General features: G+C 73.1%; 16 protein-coding genes. 4 read left to right on the top strand and 12 right to left on the bottom strand.

Annotation, left to right across the window (positions count from 1 at the left end; translation table 11 throughout):
- The first annotated feature begins 81 nt into the window (after positions 1-81).
- Positions 82-1542, top strand: coding sequence for a regulator (locus QT196_RS11375; RefSeq protein ID WP_168478755.1), 1461 nt, complete (start codon positions 82-84; stop codon positions 1540-1542).
- A 21-nt stretch (positions 1543-1563) separates the two neighbouring features.
- Here QT196_RS11375 and QT196_RS11370 read toward each other — a convergent pair whose 3' ends face one another.
- The 3 genes from QT196_RS11370 to QT196_RS11360 form a co-directional block, all read right to left on the bottom strand.
- Positions 1564-2991, bottom strand: coding sequence for an FAD-dependent oxidoreductase (locus tag QT196_RS11370; RefSeq protein ID WP_290354837.1), 1428 nt, complete (start codon positions 2989-2991; stop codon positions 1564-1566).
- A 190-nt stretch (positions 2992-3181) separates the two neighbouring features.
- The gene (locus QT196_RS11365; RefSeq protein ID WP_168478752.1) at positions 3182-4075 is read right to left on the bottom strand and encodes a TIGR01777 family oxidoreductase; all 894 of its coding nucleotides are present in this window, start codon (positions 4073-4075) and stop codon (positions 3182-3184) included.
- Positions 4076-4149: 74 nt separating this feature from the next.
- Entirely contained in the window at positions 4150-4668 is a 519-nt protein-coding gene (locus QT196_RS11360) for a DUF4240 domain-containing protein (protein ID WP_168478751.1), read from the bottom strand.
- Positions 4669-4910: 242 nt separating this feature from the next.
- Between QT196_RS11360 and QT196_RS11355 the strand changes: the two genes are divergently transcribed.
- The gene (locus tag QT196_RS11355; protein ID WP_290354836.1) at positions 4911-6815 is read left to right on the top strand and encodes a hypothetical protein; all 1905 of its coding nucleotides are present in this window, start codon (positions 4911-4913) and stop codon (positions 6813-6815) included.
- Between the two features lie 115 nt (positions 6816-6930).
- Complete coding sequence (locus QT196_RS11350; RefSeq protein WP_168478750.1) at positions 6931-7851, top strand: SDR family oxidoreductase; 921 nt, start codon at positions 6931-6933, stop codon at positions 7849-7851.
- Between the two features lie 81 nt (positions 7852-7932).
- Here QT196_RS11350 and QT196_RS11345 read toward each other — a convergent pair whose 3' ends face one another.
- The 7 genes from QT196_RS11345 to QT196_RS11315 all read right to left on the bottom strand — a co-directional run bounded on the left by QT196_RS11345 (position 7933) and on the right by QT196_RS11315 (position 19532).
- On the bottom strand, positions 7933-8940 hold the full coding sequence (locus QT196_RS11345) for a WYL domain-containing protein (protein ID WP_290354835.1): 1008 nt from the start codon (positions 8938-8940) through the stop codon (positions 7933-7935).
- Between the two features lie 833 nt (positions 8941-9773).
- Entirely contained in the window at positions 9774-12446 is a 2673-nt protein-coding gene (gene aceE / locus QT196_RS11340; protein WP_290354834.1) for a pyruvate dehydrogenase (acetyl-transferring), homodimeric type, read from the bottom strand.
- Between the two features lie 264 nt (positions 12447-12710).
- Positions 12711-13334 carry a GntR family transcriptional regulator gene (locus tag QT196_RS11335; RefSeq protein ID WP_168478747.1) on the bottom strand — a complete coding sequence of 208 codons (624 nt, stop codon included), beginning with the start codon at positions 13332-13334 and terminating at the stop codon, positions 12711-12713.
- Positions 13335-13520: 186 nt separating this feature from the next.
- Positions 13521-15230: a 2-oxoglutarate dehydrogenase, E2 component, dihydrolipoamide succinyltransferase gene (gene sucB, locus QT196_RS11330; RefSeq protein ID WP_290354833.1), complete on the bottom strand. Its 1710-nt coding sequence runs from the start codon at positions 15228-15230 to the stop codon at positions 13521-13523.
- Between the two features lie 56 nt (positions 15231-15286).
- Positions 15287-16675, bottom strand: coding sequence for a dihydrolipoyl dehydrogenase (gene lpdA, locus QT196_RS11325; RefSeq protein ID WP_085925372.1), 1389 nt, complete (start codon positions 16673-16675; stop codon positions 15287-15289).
- Positions 16676-16995: 320 nt separating this feature from the next.
- Positions 16996-18537: a leucyl aminopeptidase gene (locus QT196_RS11320; protein WP_168478745.1), complete on the bottom strand. Its 1542-nt coding sequence runs from the start codon at positions 18535-18537 to the stop codon at positions 16996-16998.
- A 200-nt stretch (positions 18538-18737) separates the two neighbouring features.
- On the bottom strand, positions 18738-19532 hold the full coding sequence (locus QT196_RS11315; protein ID WP_290354832.1) for an adenosylcobinamide-GDP ribazoletransferase: 795 nt from the start codon (positions 19530-19532) through the stop codon (positions 18738-18740).
- Positions 19533-19640: 108 nt separating this feature from the next.
- Here QT196_RS11315 and QT196_RS11310 point away from each other — a divergent pair, with 108 nt between their 5' ends.
- The gene (locus tag QT196_RS11310; RefSeq protein ID WP_085925375.1) at positions 19641-20378 is read left to right on the top strand and encodes a hypothetical protein; all 738 of its coding nucleotides are present in this window, start codon (positions 19641-19643) and stop codon (positions 20376-20378) included.
- Here the strand turns inward: QT196_RS11310 and QT196_RS11305 are convergent.
- Both QT196_RS11305 and QT196_RS11300 read right to left on the bottom strand, forming a co-directional pair.
- The gene (locus QT196_RS11305) at positions 20353-21051 is read right to left on the bottom strand and encodes a hypothetical protein (protein ID WP_266730446.1); all 699 of its coding nucleotides are present in this window, start codon (positions 21049-21051) and stop codon (positions 20353-20355) included. The genes QT196_RS11310 and QT196_RS11305 overlap by 26 nt on opposite strands.
- 50 nt (positions 21052-21101) lie before the next feature.
- Entirely contained in the window at positions 21102-22862 is a 1761-nt protein-coding gene (locus QT196_RS11300; RefSeq protein WP_266730444.1) for a phosphatidylglycerol lysyltransferase domain-containing protein, read from the bottom strand.

The following is a 22862-nucleotide window of genomic DNA, read 5'->3' as shown; positions in this document are numbered from 1 at the left end:
TCCACAAGGGCGCTGAGCATGCCGGACAGGGTCCGCCGAACCCGGCAGTGCGGCCCGGAAGGCAGGAGACCGGTAAAGCTGATGACGGAACGACCCCCGCACCACACGCCCAACCGCCAGCTGGCCGCGCTCATCGCCGAGGCCGGATTCTCCAATGCCGGGCTGGCCAGACGCGTCGATCAGCTGGGCATCGAGCACGGCCTCGACCTCCGTTACGACAAGACGTCGGTGACCCGCTGGCTGCGCGGCCAGCAGCCCAGAGGCACCACCCCCGCCCTGATCGCGGAGGTGTTCACCCGCCGGCTGGGGCGCCGGCTGTCCGCCCAGGACCTCGGCCTGGACGCCTGTGCGCCGGTCTACGCCGGGCTGGAGTTCGCCGCGACCCCCAGCGAGGCGGTGGACATCGTCAGCGGCCTGTGGCGCAAGGACTCCGGCAGCCACGCCGAGCTCCGCAAGATCGCCTTCACCCCCGCCGGGCTGGTGGTGCCCAGCCGGGACTGGCTGATCGGCCGGGCCGACGAGCGCGTCGCCCGCGGCGAGCCCGCCCCCGAGGGCGCGGGCCGGGTGCCCCCACAGGGCGGCCGCCCCGCCACGGTGCCGCGCCAGCGCCGCACCGACCGGGTCGACCGCACCCAGGGCTCCCGGGTCACCTCCGGCGACATCGCGGCGCTGCGCTCGGTCGGCGAACTGTTCCGGGCGCTGGACCACGCCTACGGCGGCGGCCACGCCCGGCAGGCCCTGGTGCGCTATCTGGAGCACGAGGCCGAGCCGATGCTGCGCGGCACCTACGGCGAGGCCACCGGCCGCCGGCTGTTCGCGGCCGCCGCCGATCTGACCCGGCTGGCGGGCTGGACCTCGTACGACATCGCGGCCCACGGGCTGGCGCAGCGGTACTTCGTCCAGGCCCTGCGGCTGGCCCAGGCCGCCGGAGACCGGGCCTACGGGTCCTATGTCCTGGTGACGATGAGCCGTCAGGCCGTCTATCTGGGGCACGGCAGGGAGGCCGTCCAGCTGGCGCGCGTCGCCCAGCAGGGCATCGGCAGCAGCGCACCGCCCACGGTGCAGGCGCTGCTGCACTCCGCGGAGGCCCGCGGCCACGGGGTGCTGGGCGAGGTCCGGGCCTGCACCGCGGCGCTGGCCCGTGCCGAGCGGGCGCTGGAGACCGTCCGCCCCGGCGACGACACCCCGTACTGGGCGCGCTTCTTCGACGAGGCGCAGCTCGCCGACGAACTGGCGCACTGCCACCGCGATCTCCAGCAGTACCGCGCGGCCTCCCAGCACGCCGAGCGCTCGCTCCAGCTGCGGGCGGCCGGGTTCGCGCGCAGCCGGCTCTTCTGCCGGGTGGTGCTGGCGACCGCGCGGCTGGGCCTGGGCGAGCTGGAGCAGGCCTGCACGCTGGGTGCCGAGGCGGCGCTCCAGGCTTCCGAGATGCGGTCCGTACGGGCCCATGAGTACGTCAGGGAGTTCGAGCGCCGCCTGGAGCCGTACCGGGACGCGGCGGCGGTCCGGGGGTACCAGGAGCGGGTGGCGGCGCTGGGGTGACCCGGGCCCGGCCCGCGGGGGTCAGGCCGCCGTGGGCAGGGTGTCCGGTTCCGTCGTGAGGCCGGGCAGGCCGAAGTCCTGGAGGACGGCGCGGGCCGCGCGCCGTCCCGAGTTCAGGGCGCCCTGGAGCGTGCTGGTGTCGCGGTGGTCGCCGCAGACATAGAGCCCGGCGAGCACCCGCACCGTGCGCTCCGGGTCGTACGGGGCGGGCATCGCCGGGACCGCGTACGGGGTGTGATGGGCGGTCAGCAGCTGCCGGTCCTCGGTGTGCGCGCCGTAGATCCGGTCGAGGTGGGGCCGGACCGTCCGTTCGAGGACGGACAGCGGCAGCGCGGCCGCGGCGCCGAGCACGGCCGTGGTGAGCAGGGACCGGCCCGGCGGCGTACGGGACGGGTCGATCGCGCCGGCGGCGTAGGTGTACGCGACCGGGCCGTCCGTCGGCAGGATCAGCGTCGTGTCGCGGGCCGCCGCGCCGCGGCTCCCGGGGGCCACCGCCACGGAGTGGTGCAGGACGGTCACCGGGTGGAAGGCGGGCACCCGCAGCCCCGGCAGCAGCTCGGCCGCCTCCCGCGCGCCGGTCGCCACCAGCACCGCCCGGCACGGGATATGGCCGTGCTCCGCGGTGCTGACGCCGGTCGTGGACACGGCGGTGACCTGCACGGACGTACGGACCGTGCCGGGTGGCAGGGCGGCGGCGAGCAGTTCGGGGACGGCGGCGGCGCCGCCGGCCGGCAGCCACAACCGGCCCTCCGCGTAGGCGCGCAGCGCCGCCGCGGCACCCCGGCTGGAGCCGCCCAGCTGCGGATCACACAGCAGCGCGCCCAGCAGGGGCCGCAGCAGCGCGTCATGGGTGCGCGGCGGGAAGGCGGGGCGGCCCGTCAGCACATCGCGGATCGGCCGGTCGGCGGCCGGGGCGTGGGTGGCGGAGGCGGGGGGAGTGACGGCGGTGACGGCGGTGTGGTCGCCGCTCCGGTCCGTACGGCGGTCCGTGTCCTGGACGGTCCGCCGGTCGGTGAGGCGGCTCACCTGACGGCCCACCTGACGCCCGACCTGGCGGCTCACCTGACGGTCCGTCCGGCGTTCCGTACGGCGGTCGGCGCGGGAGAGGGCGCGGGCCGCGGCAAGGGCGGCTCGCGTGCTCCGGGGGGCGCTGATGCGCTGCGCCCGCTGGCCGTTGTGGAGGCTCAGACCGGGGGCGAACGGACGCAGGGCCAGCTCGCCGAGCCCCGGCGTACGGCGCAGCTCGGCGGCGGAGACGGCCAGCGGCCGGGCGCAGCGGTCCAGCCGGAAGCCGTCGAGAGGGTCGGTGACGGACCGGCCGCCGATGCGTGCGGCGGCCTCCAGAACGGTGACCGACACTCCTACGCCGGTCAGATGGCGGGCGGCGGCGAGACCGGCCGGGCCGGCTCCCACGATGACGACGTCCACGGCCGATGCGGTGCGCAGCACTTGCCCCTCCCGGGGTCGGTCCCAATGGCGGCACCGAGTGTCATGCCCGGTACAGCTGCGAGAGATGCCGATTCGTGGGCGTGAGGTGGCACCAGGGAGGCTGTCGCCCGGGTGCGAGGGGCGTCCGCGGGCGCGCCGGAGCCGTCTGGCCAGGCCCGCCGGGAGGCCTCACCGGGCCGAAAGACGGGCCCTACGGGGCGGCCGCCCGGACCGCTTCCATGATGCGGGGGTGGCGGAAGGTGAACCCGGAGTCCAGCAGCCGCCGCGGGACGACCCGCTGGCTGCCCAGCACATCACCGGCGAACTCACCGAGGGCGATCCGCAGCACCGGCGCGGGGACGGGGAACAGCGTGGGCCGGTTCAGCACCTTGCCCATCACGGCGGTGACCTCGCGGTTGGTGACCGGTTCCGGGGCCGTGAGGTTCACCGGCCCGGCAAGGTCCCCGGTGTCGAGGAGATGGCGGAGCGCCGCGATGTGGTCGTCCAGGGAGATGAAGCTCCAGTACTGGCTGCCGTCGCCGAGCCGCCCGCCCAGCCCGAGCCGGAAGAGCGGGAAGAGCCGGCCCCAGGCGCCGCCCGCGCGCGCCACGACCAGACCGGTGCGCGCGAAGACGGTGCGGATCCCCGCGTCCTGGGCCGGTTTCGCGGCGTCCTCCCAGGCCACACAGACCTCCGGCAGGAAACCGTGGCCGGCCGGCGCGTTCTCGTCCGTGCGCCGGTCGCCGGTGTCGCCGTAGTAGCCGATCGCGCTGCCGCACACGAGGACCCGGGGTGGGGTGTCCATGGCGGCGAGGGCCGTGGCGAGGGCGCGGGTGCCCAGCACCCGGCTGTCGCGGATCTCCTGCTTGTAGGCGGCCGTCCAGCGGTGGTCGCCGACCCCGGCGCCGGCCAGATGGACCACCGCCTCGCAGCCGGCCAGCCCGGCCGTGTCGACCTCCTGGCGCCCGGGATCCCAGCGCACCTCGTCGGCGGCCGTGGGCGCCCGCCGTACGAGCCGGACGACCTCATGGCCGCCCCCGCTGCGCAGAGACCGTACGAGCGCCGTGCCGATGAGTCCGGTCGAGCCGGTGATCGCGATCCGCATGGAGCCATACTGCCCGCAGCGGCGGGCCGGTGGCGGCACCCGGGGCCGGATCGTGCCCTCCGGCCCGGTAGGTGCTACGGCCGGAAGCGGTCCCAGAGGGTGGGGAAACGCTCCGCCATGGTCCGCTCGTCGTCGAAGTCGAGGTAGGTGCCGAGCGGTTCGCGGGGCGGCGGGGGCAGCTCCAGGTCCGGCATCACCCCGCCGGTCATCTGCTCGTACGCCTCGTCGGCCGCGTAGCCCAGCTCCTCGGCGTCGCCGTCCACCGCCTCGTCGAAGTCGTCCACCAGCTCGGCGAGCTGGTCCGGGTCGTGCAGCCCGCCCTCGAAGACCTCCCGGCCCTGGCCGATCAGCCAGCAGCGGAAGTAGTCGAAGGCGTCATCGCTGGCGCCGCCCAGCATCACCGAGGCGGCGGCCCACAGATCCCAGGAGTAGGCCCGGTTGTAGCGGGCCTCGAAGTGGCGGGCGAAGTCCACGACGGCGTCCGGGTCGAGCCCGAGCAGCCGCTCGACCAGTGCGTCGGCCTGCTCCTCGGGGTCGCCCTCAGTGCTCTCGCGGGAGGCGTCGATCAGCTCCCAGAACTCCGTCTCGTCCATCACCGCTCCAGCATCTGCCCTGCCGGCGCCCGTCGCATGCGGAGTCCCCCGGATGCGACGGGGTCGTTATCCGGATTGATGACGGGCTGCCCGGAAGGGTGACGGGGTGTTCGGACGGCGGCTCGCTCACCCCGGTCGGTGATCCGTCTTGTGACCGTCCCAAGAATCACTCGTTGGAAGGCGTGCAACGGACAACGACCGCATATCCCTCATTTCGCGAAGGGCTGTTCCAGGCCATGCCCATGGACGAACGCACCCGGGCCGATGTCGAACGGGCCGAGGCGGCCATCGTCGAGCACTATCCACGGCTCGTCCGCCTCACCTACCTCGTACTGCCCCCGTCGATGGGCCGCCACCGCCGGGTCCTGACCGCCCACGGTCTGGTCCAGCGTGCCCTGCCCCGGACCCGGCTGCGCCGTCCGGACGGCGGGCTGCCGGCGCAGCGCGGCCCGGCCCCCGAGTCCGGCTACGACCTGGTCCGCCAACGGGCCCTGCGGCTGGCGCTGGCGTACGAGGGACAGTCGGGCCGGGTACTGCCGGCGCTGCCCCTGGTCTGGGGGCTGCGGCTGTTCCCGCGGGCCGGCGGGGCCGACGAACTCGCCCTGGACCAGGCGCTGTCCGCCGTCCCGGCAGCGGTGCGGGCCGCCCTCGGGCTGTGGCATCTGGAAGGGCTGGACGAGGACGCCGCGCGCGCGGTGCTGGCGCGGGCCGGAGCCGAGGAACCGGACGCGGCGCAGCGCGCGGCCGCGCAGCTGGACCTGGAGACCGGGGCCGGTGCCGGTGCGCTGCTGAGTTCCGGGGAGTTCGACCCGTGCATGGTGCAGACCCGGCCGACGGATCTGCTGCGCCGCCGGCAGCGGGTGCGGGTGGTGGCCGCGGTGGCGGCCGTACTCGCCATCGGTGCGGCGGTCGCCGGGGCCTGGCCCGACACGGCGGACCGGCGGGCCCCGACCGCCGCGCAGCAGGCGCTGGACCCGGGCCGGCTGCTGCGCACCCCCAACGAGCAGTGGGCGGACACCTCCCGGGTCGACTTCACCGCCTGGCCCGTCCGCGGCCGGCAGGCCGGCGACCGCAAACTGCTGGCACGGGCGCTGCGGGTCTGGGCGGTGCCGCCCGCCGACACCCGGATCAGGGCCGCCGCGGGCACCTCCACCCGGCCGCCCGGCCATCCGCCGCGGCTGCTGTACGCGGGCCTGATCGACAACGTCATGGTGGTGGTCCTGTACGACGGGGAGCGCCTGGTCCGCTACGCCGAGCCCGAAGACGCCACGCCCACCCTGCACTTCGCCCGGGTCGACGCCGCGGATCTGACGACCGCTGCCGCGCTGGTGATCGGGCGCGGCAACGGCTGGATGCGCTATCTGCTCGCGCCGTGGATCTCCGAGATCACCACCCGGGATCTGCTGACCCCGGCCGCCCCGCCGCACGGGCTGCATGTCGCCCCCGACGGCGTCACCGACCGCATCCCGCTCCCGCCCGCGACGGGCGCCGGCTGCGGGCGCTGGCCGGTGGCCCGGCTGCGGCCCTCGACGCGGATCGTGGCGGCCGGCCCCGACACCGCCTTCCTGGTCGCCGACCTCGACGATCTCGTCCCTGCCCACCTCTCCTCCGGGCCCCCGCCGGCCGCCGGAGCCCCGGCCGGGATGCCGACCGGGGCGACCGCTGCGCCCGCGCTGCGGAACTGGGCCCGTACCGCCTGCTCGCTCGGGTCGCTGCGGGGCACCGGCGTACGGGCCGTCAACACCTGGGAGTTCGCCCGGCAGCAGCTTCCGGAGGACGGCGGCAGCGCGGCCTGGGTGTGCACCCGCGCCGACACCTGGCGCGGGCCCGGCAGCGTGACCCTGCGGTTCCTGCCGCCCGCCGCGCGCGCGGCCGACCCCGGGCGGATCGCCGGACGGGCCGGGAACACCGCCGCCTGCAGCCGCTTCGGGCCGGAGGTGGTCGGCGACATCCACTGGCAGGCGAAGTCCGGGAAGGGGTACCTGCTCGCGGCCGGCAGCCCCGGGGTCGGCGGACTCGACGCCACGGGCGGCGTCCGCGCCACCGCCGAGGAGAACACCCTCGCCACGCCCGCCGGGCCGGACGCCCCGGCGGAGGTCACCGGGCGGCTGCGGGCCGGCGGGAGCGTACGGGCGCCGCATCCGTAACCCGGCGGACGGATGGCCGGGCAGTGCCCGCTGAATCCGGACAGAAGGTGTCGGGTATCGCTGTCAGGGTCGCCATGCAGCACGACAAGGCACCTGACAGCGAGGAGTGGCGTACGTGACCGGACAGAAGGAACTGGCGGGACGGGTGGCGCTGGTCGCCGGGGCGACCCGGGGCGCGGGCCGGGCCATGGCGGTGGAGCTGGGCCGGGCCGGCGCCCTGGTCTATGTGACCGGCCGGACCACCCGGGAGCGGGCGAGCGAGGTCGGCCGGCCGACGGAGACGATCGAGCAGACCGCGGAGCTGGTGACCGCGGCGGGCGGCACCGGGATCGCCGTACCGACCGACCATCTGGATCCCGCGCAGGTCAAGGCGCTGACCGAGCGCATCGATCGCGAGCAGGGAAGGCTGGACGTGCTGGTCAACAGCCTCTGGGGCGGTGACCGGCTGATCGAGTTCGACACCAGGCTGTGGGACATCGACCTGGAGAACGGGCTGCGGATGTTCCGGCTCGGCATCGACAGCCACATCATCACCAGCCATTACGCCCTGCCGCTGCTGATCCGGCGGCCCGGCGGCCTGGTCGTCGAAATCACCGACGGCACCGCCACCTTCAACCGCCGGTACCGCGAAAACCTCTGCTTCGACCTCACCAAGAACGCCCCGCACCGCATCGCCTTCGGCCTCGCCGCCGAACTCAGGGAACACGGCGGCACGGCCGTCTCGCTCACCCCCGGCTTTCTGCGGTCCGAGGAGATGCTGGACCACTTCGGGGTGACGGAGGAGACCTGGCGCGACGCGGTGGCCCAGGAACCGCACTTCGCCATCGCCGAGTCCCCGGCCCTGATCGCCCGCGGGCTGCGGGCGCTGGCCGCCGACCCCGACAAGGCGCGCTGGAGCGGGCAGTCGCTCTCCAGCGGCCAGCTGGCGAAGGAGTACGACTTCACCGACATGGATGGGTCCCGGCCCGACGGGTTCGGGTACTTCGAGGACGTGGTCTTCGGGGGCAAGGACGGGAGTGCGGCGGACTACCGCTAGGGGCCCTTCGGGCCCGGGCTCGAGCGGGTTCGTCTGCGGCTGCCGTCGTGGCTGGTCGCGCCCCCTTTGGGGCGTGAGCGGTCAGGTGTACAGCGCCGCCGTGCGGTGGGCGGCCGTGGCGAAGCGGGCCCGTAGCTCGGGCGGCGCGAGTATCTCGCCCTCCGGGCCCAGTGCCAGCAGCTGGGCGTAGGCGACGTCGGCGGACTCCACAGCGAGGGTGACCGTCAGCCGGTCCTGCTCGTCGGGGCCGCCCCCGGACTGCGCCCGGGCGATCGCCTCGCGGGCCGCCGTGCGTTCGGTGACGTACGGCAGCCGGCGGACGCCGCTCGCGGAGAGCCGCAGCGTGACCTCCTCGCGGAGGATCGACCGGGCGAACTGGGCGGCCCGCTCCGCCCAGAACGCCGGGAGGTCGAAGGTCGTGTCACGGGTGAACCGTTCGGCGGTGGCCTCGGTCCCGGGGGCGTCGTCGGGTTCCGTGACTGCCACGGAAGTGAACCGGTCGACCCGGTAGACGCGGTAGTCGCCCCGCGTACGCGCCGCCAGATACCAGACGCCCGCCTTCAGCACGAGGCCGTACGGCTCCAACTCCCGCTCCACCTCGGTGTCCTTGCGGAGGTAGCGTGCGGTGATCCTGCGGTCGTCCCAGACCGCGTCGGCGATCTCGGGCAGCAGGGCGGGGGTCTCGGGCTCCTGATACCAGGCGGGGGCGTCGAGATGGAAGCGCTGGGCTACGCCCGTCGCGGCGTCCCGCAGCTCGGGCAGCAGGGCGGCGGAGACCTTCAGCCGGGCCGCGGACGCGGCGTCCGCGAGCCCCATCTCGCGCAGGGCCGACGGCACTCCGGACAGGAAGAGCGCCTCCGCCTCGCTGCGGCCGAGGCCGGTGAGGCGGGTGCGGTAGCCGCCGATGAGGCGGTAGCCGCCCGCCCGGCCGCGGTCCGCGTAGACGGGCACGCCCGCCTCGGACAGCGAGAGGACGTCGCGGGCGACCGTGCGCTCCGAGACCTCCAGCTCTCGTGCCAGCTCGGCCGCTGTCATCGACGGTCGTGCCTGGAGCAGCAACACCATCTTGATCAGCCGGGCTGCGCGCATGGCATCCATGATGCCGGGGGGTACTGACAGTCCGCCCGTGCGGTGCTTTTGGCTGCGGGTTTCGTTGTGGCTGGGCGCGCAGTTCCCCGCGCCCCTGTGGGGGTGGCTGCGGCGTTTTTGCTGCGGCGGCGTTTGGGCTGGCGCCTTTGCGGGTTGCGTGGTTGCCGCGGGGGCCGGAGGGGACGCACCGGGACCCTCCCCCAGCCTCCGGCCGGGAGGTGCCCCCACGGCGCGGGCGACGCGGCTACGTGCGATCGATGGCCCCGGTGTTTGCTCCGGTCCTGCGGGCGGGCCCCGGTACATTTCCTCCGACCGTCCGGCGTTGCCGACCGCCAGCCGGTGGCACCGTCCGTCACAGATCCCACCTCGGCCCGCGCCCGGCCTGCGGGGACCAGATGCCTGCCAAGGGATGCCGCTGCCTTGCCGTAACGGTGATCCGTACGGCGGGACAGCCGCGTACGGACGGAGGGCGGAGGGGATGCCCGGTGAGCCGCCCGCAGGACCCGGAGCGAACAACGGGGCGAAGAACCTCTGAGACCAGGGCCGCCCGCGCCGAGGACGGCTTACCGGGTGTCCCCTCCGACCCCACCACCCACAAGCCGTAGGCGCACCGGCGGCCAGCCACCGGCAACCCGCACCGGCGCAAGCCACCGGCAAACACCAAACCCGGCCCGGCCGTAGTCAGGGCGTGGCTCGGCCGGGCCGGTGGTGGGATCCCGTGCGGAGGCCCCGGGCGCGGGAAGGTGGCCTCCGCACGGGAGATCGGGGTGCCCCCGAGGGGGCGGGGGCGGCGGTCGGCCGCCGCCCCGGTGAGCCGCTGCGCGGCCCGTGGCTCAGAGGCCGTACCGCTCCTTGGCCTCCTTGACGGCCTCCAGCTTGACCTCGCCGCGGCGGGCGAGGGCGGCCAGGGCCTGGACGACGACCGACTGGGGGTCGACACCGAAGTGGCGGCGGGTCGCCTCGCGGGTGTCGGAGAGGCCGAAGCCGTCGGTGCCGATGGAGGTCCAGTCCTGCTCGACCCAGGGGGCGATCTGGTCGGGGACGGCGCGCATCCAGTCGCTGACCGCGATGACCGGGCCGGGGGCGCCGGCCAGGGCACGGGTGACGTACGGGATGCGGTCGTCGCCGTCCAGACGGGCGGCATCGCACTCCAGGGCGTCCCGGCGCAGCTCCGTCCAGGACGGGGCCGACCAGACGTCCGCGGCCACACCCCAGTCGGCGGCCAGCAGCTGCTGTGCCTCCAGGGCCCAGTGGATGGCGGTGCCGGACGCCAGCAGCTGGAGCTGCGGGCTGTCGGCCTCGGGGCGGGTGCCCTCGTTGAAGCGGTACAGGCCCTTGAGGATGCCCTCTTCGACGCCCTCCGGCATGGCCGGCTGGACCTTGGTCTCGTTGTAGACCGTGAGGTAGTAGAAGACGTCCTCGGCCTCGGGGCCGTACATGCGGCGCAGGCCCTCCTTGACGATGACCGCGACCTCGTAGGCGAAGGCGGGGTCGTAGGAGAGCGCCGCCGGGTTGGTGGAGGCGATCAGGTGCGAGTGGCCGTCGGCGTGCTGGAGGCCCTCGCCGGTCATCGTGGTACGGCCGGCGGTGGCGCCGATGACGAAGCCGCGGCCCAACTGGTCGGCCAGCGCCCAGAACTGGTCGGCGGTGCGCTGCCAGCCGAACATCGAGTAGAAGATGTAGAAGGGGATCATCGGCTCGCCGTGCGTCGCGTAGGACGTCGCGGCGGCGGTGAAGTCGGCGAGCGAACCGGCCTCGGTGATGCCCTCGTTGAGGATCTGGCCGTCCTTGGCTTCCTTGTACCAGAGGAGCTGATCGCGGTCGACCGGGTCGTACGTCGCGCCCTTGGGGGAGTAGAGGCCGGCCGTCGGGAAGAGGGACTCCATACCGAAGGTGCGGGCCTCGTCGGGGACGATGGGGACCCAGCGCTTGCCGGTCTCCTTGTCCCGCATCAGGTCCTTGATCAGCCGGACGAACGCCATGGTGGTGGCGATCTCCTGGCTGCCGGAGCCCTTCTTCAGGGCGTCGAAGGCCTTGTCGGCGGGCATCGGCAGCGGCTTGGCGACGACCTTGCGGGCGGGGGCCGGGCCGTCGAGGGCGGCGCGCCGCTCGCGCAGGTAGACCATCTCGGGGGAGTCGTCGGCGGGGCGCCAGTACGGCACCTGGTCGCCTTCCAGCGCGCTGTCCGGGATGGGGAGTTCGAGCACGTCACGCATGGTGCGGAACTCCGCCATGGTGAGCTTCTTCATCTGGTGGTTGGCGTTACGGGACTCGAAGCCCGCGCCGAGGGTGTAGCCCTTGACGGTCTGCGCCAGGATGACGGTGGGCGCGCCCTGGTGCTCGACGGCGGCCTTGTACGCGGCGTACACCTTGCGCGGCTCGTGGCCGGCCCGGGAGGTCTGGAACAGCTCCAGCAGCTTGGCGTCGGAGAGGCCGGCGGCGAGCGCCCGGAGGGACTCGTTGGCGCCGAAGAAGTGTTCGCGCAGGTAGGCGGCGTCGCGGGTGGCGTACGTCTGGAACTGCGCGTCGGGGGTTTCGCCGAGGCGGCGGATCAGGGCGCCGTCGGTGTCGAGGGCGAAGATCTCGTCCCAGGCGCGGCCCCACAGCGACTTGACGACGTTCCAGCCGGCCGCGCGGAACTGGGCCTCCAGCTCCTGCACGATCTTGAAGTTGGGGCGGACCGGGCCGTCGAGGCGCTGGAGGTTGCAGTTGATGACGAAGGTCAGGTTGTCCAGGCCCTCGCGGCCGGCCAGCGCCAGGGCGGCGGTCGACTCGGGCTCGTCCATCTCGCCGTCGCCGAGGAAGGCCCAGACGTGGGAGTTGGCGGTGTCCTTGATGCCGCGGTGCTCCAGGTAGCGGTTGAAGCGCGCCTGGTAGATCGCGGAGAGCGGGCCGAGTCCCATGGAGACGGTGGGGAACTCCCAGAGCCAGGGCAGCCGCCGCGGGTGCGGGTAGGAGGGCAGGCCCTCGCCGCCGGTCTCCTGGCGGAAGCGGTCGAGGTGGTCCTCGGTGAGGCGGCCTTCGAGGAAGGCGCGGGCGTAGACGCCGGGGGAGGCGTGGCCCTGGATGTAGAGCTGGTCGCCGCTGCCGTCGCCTTCCTTGCCGCGGAAGAAGTGCTGGAAGCCGGTCTCGTATAGCCAGGCGGCGGAGGCGAAGGTGGCGATGTGGCCGCCCAGGCCCAGCGCGGAGCCGCGGGTGACCATCGCGGCCGCGTTCCAGCGGTTCCAGGCGGTGATCCGGGCCTCCATCGCCTCGTCGCCCGGGAAGGCGGGCTCGGCGGAGGTCGGGATGGTGTTGACGTAGTCCGTCTCCAGGAGGGACGGCAGGGCGGTGCCCTCGGTGCGCGCGGTGTGCTCAAGGGCACGGCGCATGAGGTACGCGGCGCGATGCGGGCCCGCTGCCTTGGTGACGGCGTCGAGCGAATCGCGCCACTCGCTCGTCTCCTCGGGGTCGCGATCCGGGAGCTGGTCGAGCTGGCTGTACGGCAGGCGCACGGGATCGGGCATGGGTGGCCCCTTTCCGGACGGGAGGGTAGCTCGGGGGGTGCCGTCGTGGCCGGGCCGCGTCCTCAGGGTGGACGGGCCCGCGACGACACCCCCTACAAGTTCGGCAGGCAGGGTTGTCGCGCCCCGAGGGAGGACGATACGCCTCTGATCGATGATCGATCAACGCTCAACGAAGGAAAAACCGCAGGTCGGCACGGGGTGCCGCATTTTCGGGCACCGCGTGCCAGTCCTGAAGGGGGGTTTCCGCGCCCTCCCGGCGCCGCCTCAGACCCGGGGTGCGCAGCTCAGCACATGCGACTTGAGCAGGGCGCCGATCTTCGGATCGCGCCGCCGGAACGCGTCCACGATCTCCTGGTGGTCCTGGGCGTGCGAGCGCGGCTCCGGGCTGAACCAGCGGATCGACAGCGTCGTCCAGACCTCGATGCCCAGCGACTCCCAGGTGTGCAGCAGTACGGCGTTCCCGGCCGCCCGGACGATCTCCCGGTGGAAGGCCACCGTGTGCCGCACCTGCGCCTCCCCGTCACCGGCCAGATCCGCCTCGCGCAGCGCCGCCACCTCCCGCTCCAGCGCCCCGGTGTTCTCCGCCAGCCGCCCCGCGGCCAGCTCGGCGGCCACCTGCTCCAGCCCGGCCCGCACCGGGTAGCTCTCCTTGAGGTCGGCGGCGGTCAGGTTCCGTACCCGTACGCCCTTGTTCGGCGCCGACTCGATCAGCTGGAGCGACTCCAGCTCACGCAGCGCCTCCCGTACGGGCGTCTGGCTGACCTCCAGCTCCACCGCGATCCGCCGCTCCACGATCCGCTCGCCCGGCTGCCAGCGGCCGCTGACGATCCCCTCGAGGATGTGCTCGCGGATCTGCTCGCGCAGCGAATGGACGACGGGCGGGGTCATGAGGTGCTCCTTCAGAGCGGGCGGTGACAGAGGGCCATTATCCGGGAGGCGCGCGGGGGGCCTGTCAAAGGCCGCGAGGTGGACGTGTACCCCGGCACGGGTGCCGGGGTACGCAAAAGGGCCGGCCCCGGCTCGTACGAACCGGGGCCGGCCCCTAGGACACGCCTGCTGCGCGACTGCCGGGACTCAGAGACCGATCTCGGTCTCGAACTCGGCGGCCTCCAGGATCTGCTTGACCGTGGTCAGGTAGCGGGCGGCGTCGGCGCCGTCCACCAGACGGTGGTCGTAGGAGAGCGCGAGGTAGGTCATGTCGCGCACCGCGATGGTCTCGCCGAGGTCCGGGTGGTTGATGACCACCGGGCGCTTGACGGTGGCACCGATGCCCAGGATGCCGACCTGGTTCGGGGGCACGATGACGGTGTCGAACAGGGCGCCGCGCGAACCGGTGTTGCTGATGGTGAAGGTCGCACCGGACAGCTCGTCCGGCGTGATCTTGTTCGCGCGGACCTTGCCCGCCAGGTCCGCCGTCTTGCGGGCGATACCGGCGATGTTGAGGTCACCGGCGTCCTTGATGACCGGGGTCATCAGGCCCTTCTCCGCGTCCACCGCGATACCGACGTTCTCGGTGTCGAAGTAGGAGATGGTGCCCTCGTCCTCGTTGATCCGGGCGTTGATGACCGGGTGGGCCTTCAGCGCCTGGACCGCGGCCTTGACGAAGAACGGCATCGGGGAGAGCTTGACGCCCTCACGCTGCGCGAACCCGTCCTTGGCCTGGTTGCGCATCCGCATGATCTTGGTGATGTCCACCTCGACCACGGAGGTCAGCTGCGCCTGGCTGTGCAGGGCCTTCATCATGTTGTCGCCGATGACCTTGCGCATCCGCGGCATCTTGACGGTCTGACCGCGCAGCGGCGACGCCTCGATGGCCGGAGCCTTCGACACGGCGGGAGCGGCGGCGGCCGGCGCGGCGGCCTTGGCGGCCTCGGCGGCGGCGATGACGTCCTGCTTGCGGATACGGCCACCGACGCCGGTGCCCTTGACGGTGGCGAGGTCGACACCGTTCTCGGCGGCGAGCTTGCGCACCAGCGGGGTGACGTACGCACCCTCACCGGCGGCCGGAGCCGGGGCGGCGGGGGCGGCAGCCGGGGCCGGGGCGGCCGGAGCCGGCGCGGGGGCCGGGGCCGGCGCGGGGGCCGGGGCCGGCGCGGGGGCCGGGGCCGGCGCGGCCGGGGCGGCGGGCGCGGGAGCGGCAGCAGCCGGAGCCGGAGCCGGCGCGGCGGCCGGGGCGGCACCCGCGGCACCGATGACGGCGAGCTTGGCGCCGACCTCGGCGGTCTCGTCCTCACCGACGACGATCTCCAGCAGGGTGCCGGAGGCCGGGGCGGGGATCTCGGTGTCGACCTTGTCGGTGGAGACCTCCAGCAGCGGCTCGTCGGCCTGGACCTCCTCGCCGACCTCCTTCAGCCAGCGGGTGACGGTGCCCTCGGTGACGCTCTCGCCGAGCGCGGGGAGGACGACGTCGGTGCCCTCGGCGCCACCCGCGGGGGCGGCGGCAGGGGCGGGGGCCTCGGCCGCGGGGGCCGGGGCAGGCTCGGGCTGTGCCTCGGCGGCAGGCGCCTCGGCAGCGGCCGGGGCCGGGGCCTCGGCCGGCGCACCGGTGCCGTCGTCGATGACGGCCAGCTCGGCGCCGACCTCCACGGTCTCGTCCTCGGCCACCTTGATGGCGGTCAGGACGCCGGAGGCCGGGGCGGGGATCTCGGTGTCGACCTTGTCGGTCGACACCTCGAGCAGCGGCTCGTCGGCCTCGACGCGCTCACCCTCGGCCTTGAGCCAGCGAGTGACGGTGCCCTCGGTGACGCTCTCGCCGAGCGCCGGCAGGGTTACGGAAACCGCCATGGTTTCAGTTGCTCCTTACAAGTGTGGTGCGGATGTGGTCGCGCCCGGGACTGGGGTCAGTCGTGGGAGTGGAGAGGCTTGCCGGCCAGGGCCAGGTGGGCCTCGCCGAGCGCCTCGTTCTGGGTCGGGTGCGCGTGCACGAGCTGCGCAACCTCGGCCGGCAGGGCCTCCCAGTTGTAGACCAGCTGGGCCTCACCGACCTGCTCGCCCATACGGTCACCGACCATGTGGACGCCGACCACGGCACCGTCCTTGACCTGGACGAGCTTGATCTCGCCCGTGGTCTTGAGGATCTTGCTCTTGCCGTTGCCCGCGAGGTTGTACTTGAGAGCGACGACCTTGTCGGCGCCGTACAGCTCCTTGGCCTTGGCCTCGGTGATACCCACCGAAGCGACCTCGGGGTGGCAGTACGTCACGCGCGGCACGCCGTCGTAGTCGATCGGCACGGTCTTCTGACCGGCCAGCCGCTCCGCCACCAGCATGCCCTCGGCGAAGCCGACGTGCGCGAGCTGGAGGGTGGGAACGAGGTCACCGACGGCCGAGATGGTCGGCACGTTGGTCTGCATGTACTCGTCGACGAGGACGTAGCCGCGGTCCATCGCGACGCCCTGCTCCTCGTAGCCGAGGCCCGCCGAGACCGGCCCGCGGCCGATCGCGACCAGCAGCACCTCGGCCTCGAAGGTCTTGCCGTCGGCGAGGGTGACCTGCACGCCGTCGGCGGTGTACTCGGCCTTGTCGAAGAAGGTGCCGAGGTTGAACTTGATGCCGCGCTTGCGGAAGGCCCGCTCCAGCAGCTTGGAGCTGTTCTCGTCCTCGACCGGGACGAGGTGCTTGAGGCCCTCGATGATCGTCACGTCGGTGCCGAAGGACTTCCACGCGGAGGCGAACTCGACGCCGATGACGCCGCCGCCCAGCACGATCGCGGACTTCGGCACGCGGTCCAGCGTGAGCGCGTGGTCCGAGGAGATGATGCGGTTGCCGTCGATGTCCAGGCCCGGCAGCGACTTCGGCACGGAGCCGGTCGCCAGCAGGACGTGGCGGCCCTGGACACGCTGGCCGTTCACATCGACGGAGGTCGGGGAGGACAGCCGGCCCTCGCCCTCGATGTACGTCACCTTGCGGGAGGCGATCAGGCCCTGCAGGCCCTTGTACAGGCCCGAGATGACCTCGTCCTTGTACTTGTGGACCGCCTCGATGTCAATGCCCTCGAAAGTGGCCTTGACACCGAACTGCTCGCTCTCACGAGCCTGGTCGGCGATCTCACCGGCGTGCAGCAGAGCCTTGGTGGGGATGCAGCCGTTGTGCAGACAGGTGCCGCCGACCTTGCCCTTCTCGATCAGGGCGACGTCCAGGCCCAGCTGCGCCCCGCGCAGGGCAGCGGCGTAACCACCGCTACCGCCTCCGAGGATCACTAGGTCGAAAACGGTGCTGGCGTCGTTCGCCACGTCACGTCCTCCATGCATGGGTACGCCGGAGCCGGTCTCCAATGACCGGACGGCGGCTGTGGTTCGGCCGCTTTTACTTCGGCCCTGGGTAAGGGGGGCCCTGTCCTGCCGAGAACCCATCTTCGCACTTGTTCCACGAAGCCGGGACGGCGGGCCGGGCACTGAGACGGTGATCAGCCGCCTCGTAAGGGTTACTGGTGCGTATGCCCGTACGGATTTCGTTGAGGGCGAACGCGGGACGCATACGCGCCAACGGCCCCGGGCGAGCAGCCCGGGGCCGTGCGGGGAAGGGGCCCGGGGGAAGATCCCCGGGCCGGGAATCAGCCCAGGTCGCCCGCGGCGGTGCGCTCGGCGAGCCGGACCAGGGTGCGCACCGCGGAGCCGGTGCCGCCCTTGGGGGTGTAGCCCCAGGGCGCGCCCTCGTGGAAGGCCGGGCCCGCGATGTCCAGGTGGGCCCAGGTGATGCCCTCGCCGACGAACTCCTTCAGGAACAGTCCGGCGACCAGGCCGCCGCCCATCCGCTCGCCCATGTTGGCGAGGTCCGCGACCGGGGAGTCCATGCCCTTGAGCAGCTCGGCCGGCATCGGCATCGGCCAGGACTGCTCGCCGGCCTCCTCGGCGATCTCGTGGACCGAGGTACGGAAAGCGTCGTCGTTGGCCATGATCCCGAAGGTGCGGGTGCCCAGGGCGAGCACCATGGCACCGGTCAGGGTGGCGACGTCCACGATCGCGTCCGGCGACTCCTCCGAGGCGCGGGTCAGCGCGTCGGCCAGCACCAGCCGGCCCTCGGCGTCGGTGTTGAGCACCTCGACGGTCTTGCCGCTGTACATGGTCAGGACGTCACCGGGACGGGTGGCGGAGCCGGAGGGCATGTTCTCGGCGAGCGCCAGCCAGCCGGTGAGGTTCACCGCCAGGCCCAGCCGGGCGGCGGCCACGACCGTGGCGAACACCGCGGCCGCACCGCTCATGTCGCACTTCATGGTCTCGTTGTGGCCGGCCGGCTTGAGCGAGATGCCGCCCGAGTCGTAGGTGATGCCCTTGCCGACCAGCGCCAGGGTCTTCTCGGCCTTGGGGTGGGTGTAGGCGATCCGCACCAGCCGCGGCGGGGCCTGCGAGCCCTGGCCGACGCCCAGCAGACCGCCGTAGCCGCCCTTCTTGAGCGCCTTCTCGTCGAGCACCTCGACCTTGAGGCCGAACTCCTTGGCCGCCGCCTGCGCCTCGGCCGCGAAGGTCTTCGGGTCGAGGTCGTTGGGCGGCATGTTGATCAGGTCACGGGCGCGGTTGACCTCCGCGGCCAGCGCCTCGGAGCGTGCGGCGGCGGCCTTGAACTCCTTGTCGCGCGGCTTGCCGCCGAGGAGTGCGACCTCCCCGAGCGGCGCCGACTTGGCGTCGTTCTTCTTGCCGCCCTTGCCGTTCGCGGCGCCGTTGTCGCGGTTCGCGGTGTAGGAGTACGCGCCGAGCAGCGCGCCCTCGCTCACCGCGGCGGCCGCGTCGGCGTCCTCGACGGGCAGCGCGAAACCGGCCTTCTTGGTGCCGGTCAGCGCGCGGGCGGCGCTGCCCGCGGCACGCCGCAGTGCCTCGTGGCCGAAGCCGTCGCCCTTGGCCGGCGCGTCACCCAGGCCGACCGCCAGCACGACCGGCGCCTTGAGGCCGTCCGCGGCGGGCAGCTTGGTCACCTCGCCCTCGGCACCACTCGCACCGAGGGTCTCCAGCACGGCGGCGAGCTTGCCGCCGAAGGCCTTGTCCACGGTCTCCGCGCCGGGGGCGACAACGACGCCCTTGGCGCCCTTGGCCACGCCGACGACGACGGCATCCGCGCGCAGCGTCGCGGCGGAAGAAGTACTGAGGGTCAGTGCAGTCACGGTGATGAGGGTCCTGTTCCGTCCGGGGAATCCGTCTGCGCGCAGCGCGCTGCTCCGGCTGAGCCTACGCTCGGCGGCGCCACAAGGCCCGTCCGATAGCACACCGGCACATAACGGTGCCCCGGAGGTTGCCGACGTGCCGGGTGAACTGCCCTTCCGTACACGCCAGTTGAGTACGCGGACGGGGCCGCCGGGGCAGGCTAACCGAGCGTCAGCACGACCAGTGCCGCGAGCCCCGCGCTCTCCGCGAGCGCCCCGAACACATCACCGGTCACCCCGCCGAACCGCCGCCGGCAGTGCCGCAGCAGCAACTCGCCCAGCCCCAGGCCGCACAGCGCCGCGAGCCCGGCGTGCAGCGCGCCGTACGGGCCGAAGCCGGCGCCGGCGGCCGCGCATCCGGCGGCCACCAGCACCGCACACAGCAGCGCGGCCCGCACCGGGACGGCGCCCGCGACCGCCGCGCCGAGTCCCTCCGGACGGGCGGCCGGTACCCCCGCGCGGGAGGCGAGGGTCAGCGCGCAGCGGGCGGTGACCGCCGCGACGGCCGCCGCCACCGCGCCGTGCGCCCAGCCCTCCGCGTACCGCTCGGACAGCGCGGCCACCTGCGCCAGCAGCGTGAACAGCAGCGTGATCACCCCGAACGGGCCGATGTCGGACTGCTTCATGATGCGCAGCGTGTCCTCGGCGGGCTTGCCGCTGCCCAGGCCGTCGGCGGTGTCGGCGAGCCCGTCCAGATGCAGCCCGCGGGTGAGCACGGCGGGCACCGCGGCGCTGCCGACCGCGGCGAGCAGCGGCCCGCCGCCGAGCACCAGCAGCGCCCCGCCGACCGCGGCCGCGCACAGCCCGACGACCAGCCCGGCCAGCGGTGCGCAGAGCATCCCGCCGCGCGCCGCGGCCCGGTCCCAGCGGGTGACGCGTACCGGCAGCACGGTCAGCGTGCCGAACGCGAAGCGCAGGGCGTCGGACGGGGCCAGGGGAGCGGGGGTCTCGGTCACCGCGGCAGGCTATCCGGGCGTCCGCCGCGTTTGACTGCCGGTTCCGGCCGCCCGGACAGGGCCTAATGGTGGCTATGTGTCCTTACGCGACAAAGGGGAGCGTGTGGGATGGGCCACTGGTGGTACCGCAACATCGTCGAGCCGGGGAAGCTGCCGCTGCTGCTCGCGCTCGCCTCGTTCGTGCTGACCTTCCTGGTGACCCGGGCCGTCACCCGTCTCATCCGCGCGGGCAAGGGCCCGTTCCGCAACATCACCCCGGGCGGGGTCCATATCCACCATGTCGTCCCCGGCGTGCTGCTGATGGTCCTCGGCGGCTTCATCGCGCTGGCCGGCGGGCGGCGCGGCTTCGGCACCGGGGTCGCGGCGGTGGTCTTCGGGATCGGGGTGGGCCTCGTCCTGGACGAGTTCGCGCTCATCCTGCACCTGGACGACGTGTACTGGACCGAGGAGGGCACCAAGAGCGTCGAGATCGTCATCCTCACCGTCGCCCTGGTCGCCCTGATCCTCGGCGGGTTCCTGCCGTTCGGCGTCAATGAACTCAGCCCCGACGAGGAGACCGACCGTTTGACGGTGGTGCGGACGGTGGCCGTCAACTTCCTCTTCGCGGTGATCGCCCTCGTCAAGGGCAAGGGCCGGATGGCGGTCATCGGGGTGTTCGTGCCGTTCGTCGCGCTCTTCGGCGCGATCCGGCTGGCCCGGCCGCACTCGCCCTGGGCCCGGCGCTTCTACCGCACCCGGCCGAAGACGCGGGCCCGTGCCCAGGTCCGCGCCTACCGTCACGACCGCCGCTGGTCAGCGCTGCGCCGCAGGGTCGAGAACTTCATCGGGGGTGCGCCGAGCCGCTGACCCGCCGGTCGTCCCCCGGCTTCCGCGGCGACCACAGCTCCATGACCCCGCAGAGCACCAGCACCGCCAGCACCGCCGCGACATGCTCCTTGCCCGCCAGGTTGTTCTTGATGGACACCACCTCGACGACCATCGCCACCGCCACCGCGGCACAGGTGAACCAGGCGCGATAGCGCCAGCACACGAACACCGCCAGCCCCACCACCGCCGCCGACGGCCCGGTGTCGGTGACGTACTTGTCCGAGTCGGGCAGCCCGAGCGGGCTCACCGGGCCGATCCAGATGCCGATCCGGGCGTACATCGTCCCGGCGAGCGTGGCGAGGTAGGCGACGGCCAGCAGCTGCCGCCGGCCCACACAGATCTCGGCGATCCCGAAGACCACCAGGATCTGCGCCAGGGCACCCCACACCGGCAGGTCCAGCGCGGGCACGAACAGCGACAGCGGGGTGCGCAGCAGCGCCAGCCACAGATGCTCATCGGCCTGTACGGAGCCGATGTTCTGGACCGCCCGGTAGCCCCAGGCCTGGTTCTGCACGAACTGGAAGACCAGCGTCAGGCCCACCGCGGTGAGCGTCACCGGGATCGCCCGCAGCCGCGAGGCCGCCAGCGCGGCCCGTACGGTCCGCAGCAGCGGGCCCCACTCGGCGCGTGCGGCGCGACGCAGGACGGGCATTCCTCCCCGGCCCGGCGCGGGTCCCTGCCGCCGCCCCGCCCCAGCGGAGGTCATCTCACATTCTCCAGGTGCTTGCGGTTCAGCCACTTGGGCAGACCGGGTGCTTCCAGAAAACCTTCCGCGCGGCCGGCGGCGATTCCGATGCGCAGCAAATCGGTGCTCTTTTCGAAGAGCATGTACCGCGGCTCCCAGATCGGCCGGTATTTCGCGTTGGCGCGATAGAGCGATTCGATCTGCCACCACCGGGAGAAGAAGCTGAGCAGCGAGCGCCACAGGCGCAGCACCGGGCCCGCGCCGAGTCGCGATCCACGTTCGAAGACGGAACGGAACATCGCGAAGTTGAGCGAGAGTTGGGTGACCTCCACCTCTTTCGCCCGTTGGATCAGCTCCAGCACCATGAACTCCATCAGACCGTTCTCGGAGTTCCGGTCCCGCCGCATCAGATCCAGCGAAAGGCCCTTCTCACCCCACGGCACAAAGCTGAGCAGTGCCCGCAGTTCCCCGTCTTCCTCCCCGCCGCCGCTCCGGCATTCGAGCATCACGCAGCGCCCGTCCCCCGGGTCGCCGAGCCGGCCCAGCGCCATCGAGAAACCGCGCTCCGTCTCCCCGTCGCGCCAGTCGTCGGCCAGCCGCAGCAGCCGGTCCATCTCGTCGGCCGGGATGTCCTCGTGGCGCCGGATGGTGACCGTGTAGCCGGCCCGCTTGATGCGGTTGTAGGCCTGCCGCACGGTGCGCATCGCCCGGCCGTCGAGGGTGAACTCCCCGGTCTCCACGATCGCTTCGTCGCCCAGCTCCAGCGCGTCCAGACCGTGCCGGGCGTAGATCGTGCCGCCCTCCTCGCTCGCCCCCATCACCGCAGGCGCCCAGCCGTGCTCCCGGGCCTCGGCCAGCCATACCTCGATCGCTCCCGGCCAGGCCTCGGGGTCGCCCAGCGGATCGCCGGAGGCCAGCGACACCCCGCCCACCACGCGGTAGGTGACCGCGGCCTTGCCGCTGGGGGAGAACAGCACACTCTTGTCGCGCCGCAGCGCGAAGTAGCCCAGCGAATCCCGGTCGCCGTGCCGCGCCAGGAGGGCCCGCAGCCGCTCCTCGTCGTCCGGGGTGAGTGCCTCGGTGCTCCGTACGGACCGGAACGCCGCCCACAGGACCGCGACCAGCAGCAGCGTGCTCAGCACATTGATCGCGACATTGACCCAGTTCGGGGTGGCGATCTCCGGGAACGCACGGTCGTCGGCGGCCAGCGACACCAGCCGCATCAGGCCGTAGCGCCAGCGCTGTACGAAGGTCGAGGGACCGGCCGCGGTGTTGGTGACGGTCACCAGGAGCGCGGCGAGCAGCGAGGCGGCCAGCAGACCGCCGGCCGCGACCGCCGCCGCCAGTTTCGGGTTCGCGCGGTCGCCCTTCGCGGCGAACTCCAGGCGCCCGGCCACCAGGGCGACGGCGAACAGCGCGGTCAATACCAGCGACACCCAGTTCTGCACATGGCCGCGGAACTCCGGGGCCGCCACCATCCCGAAGGCGAACAGCAGCGTCAGCAGCCCGGACAGCGTCAGATTCAGAATCCACGCCGCCCGCTTGCCCCGTCGCAGGGTGACCGACAGGAACAGCGAGAAGGCGGCGGAGGCGAAGCCCGCCGTCAGCAGATACGGAGTGAAGAATTCCGCGCTGTTGTGCCGGCGGATGTCATTGCCGAACGACACCCACACCGCACTCAGGAAATTGAGGAAGGTGACCGTACGCAGATACCAGATGCCGAACGCGGCACCACGCTGCGACCATGAGCCGCGCACGCGGCCTTCGTCCGGACTCAA

Origin of the sequence: Streptomyces sp. P9-2B-2 (genome assembly GCF_030406865.1) — a bacterium.
GTDB classification, from domain to species: domain Bacteria; phylum Actinomycetota; class Actinomycetes; order Streptomycetales; family Streptomycetaceae; genus Streptomyces; species Streptomyces platensis.
Note: the sequence above shows the minus strand (reverse complement) of the source record. Positions and strands in the feature narration are given on the sequence as shown.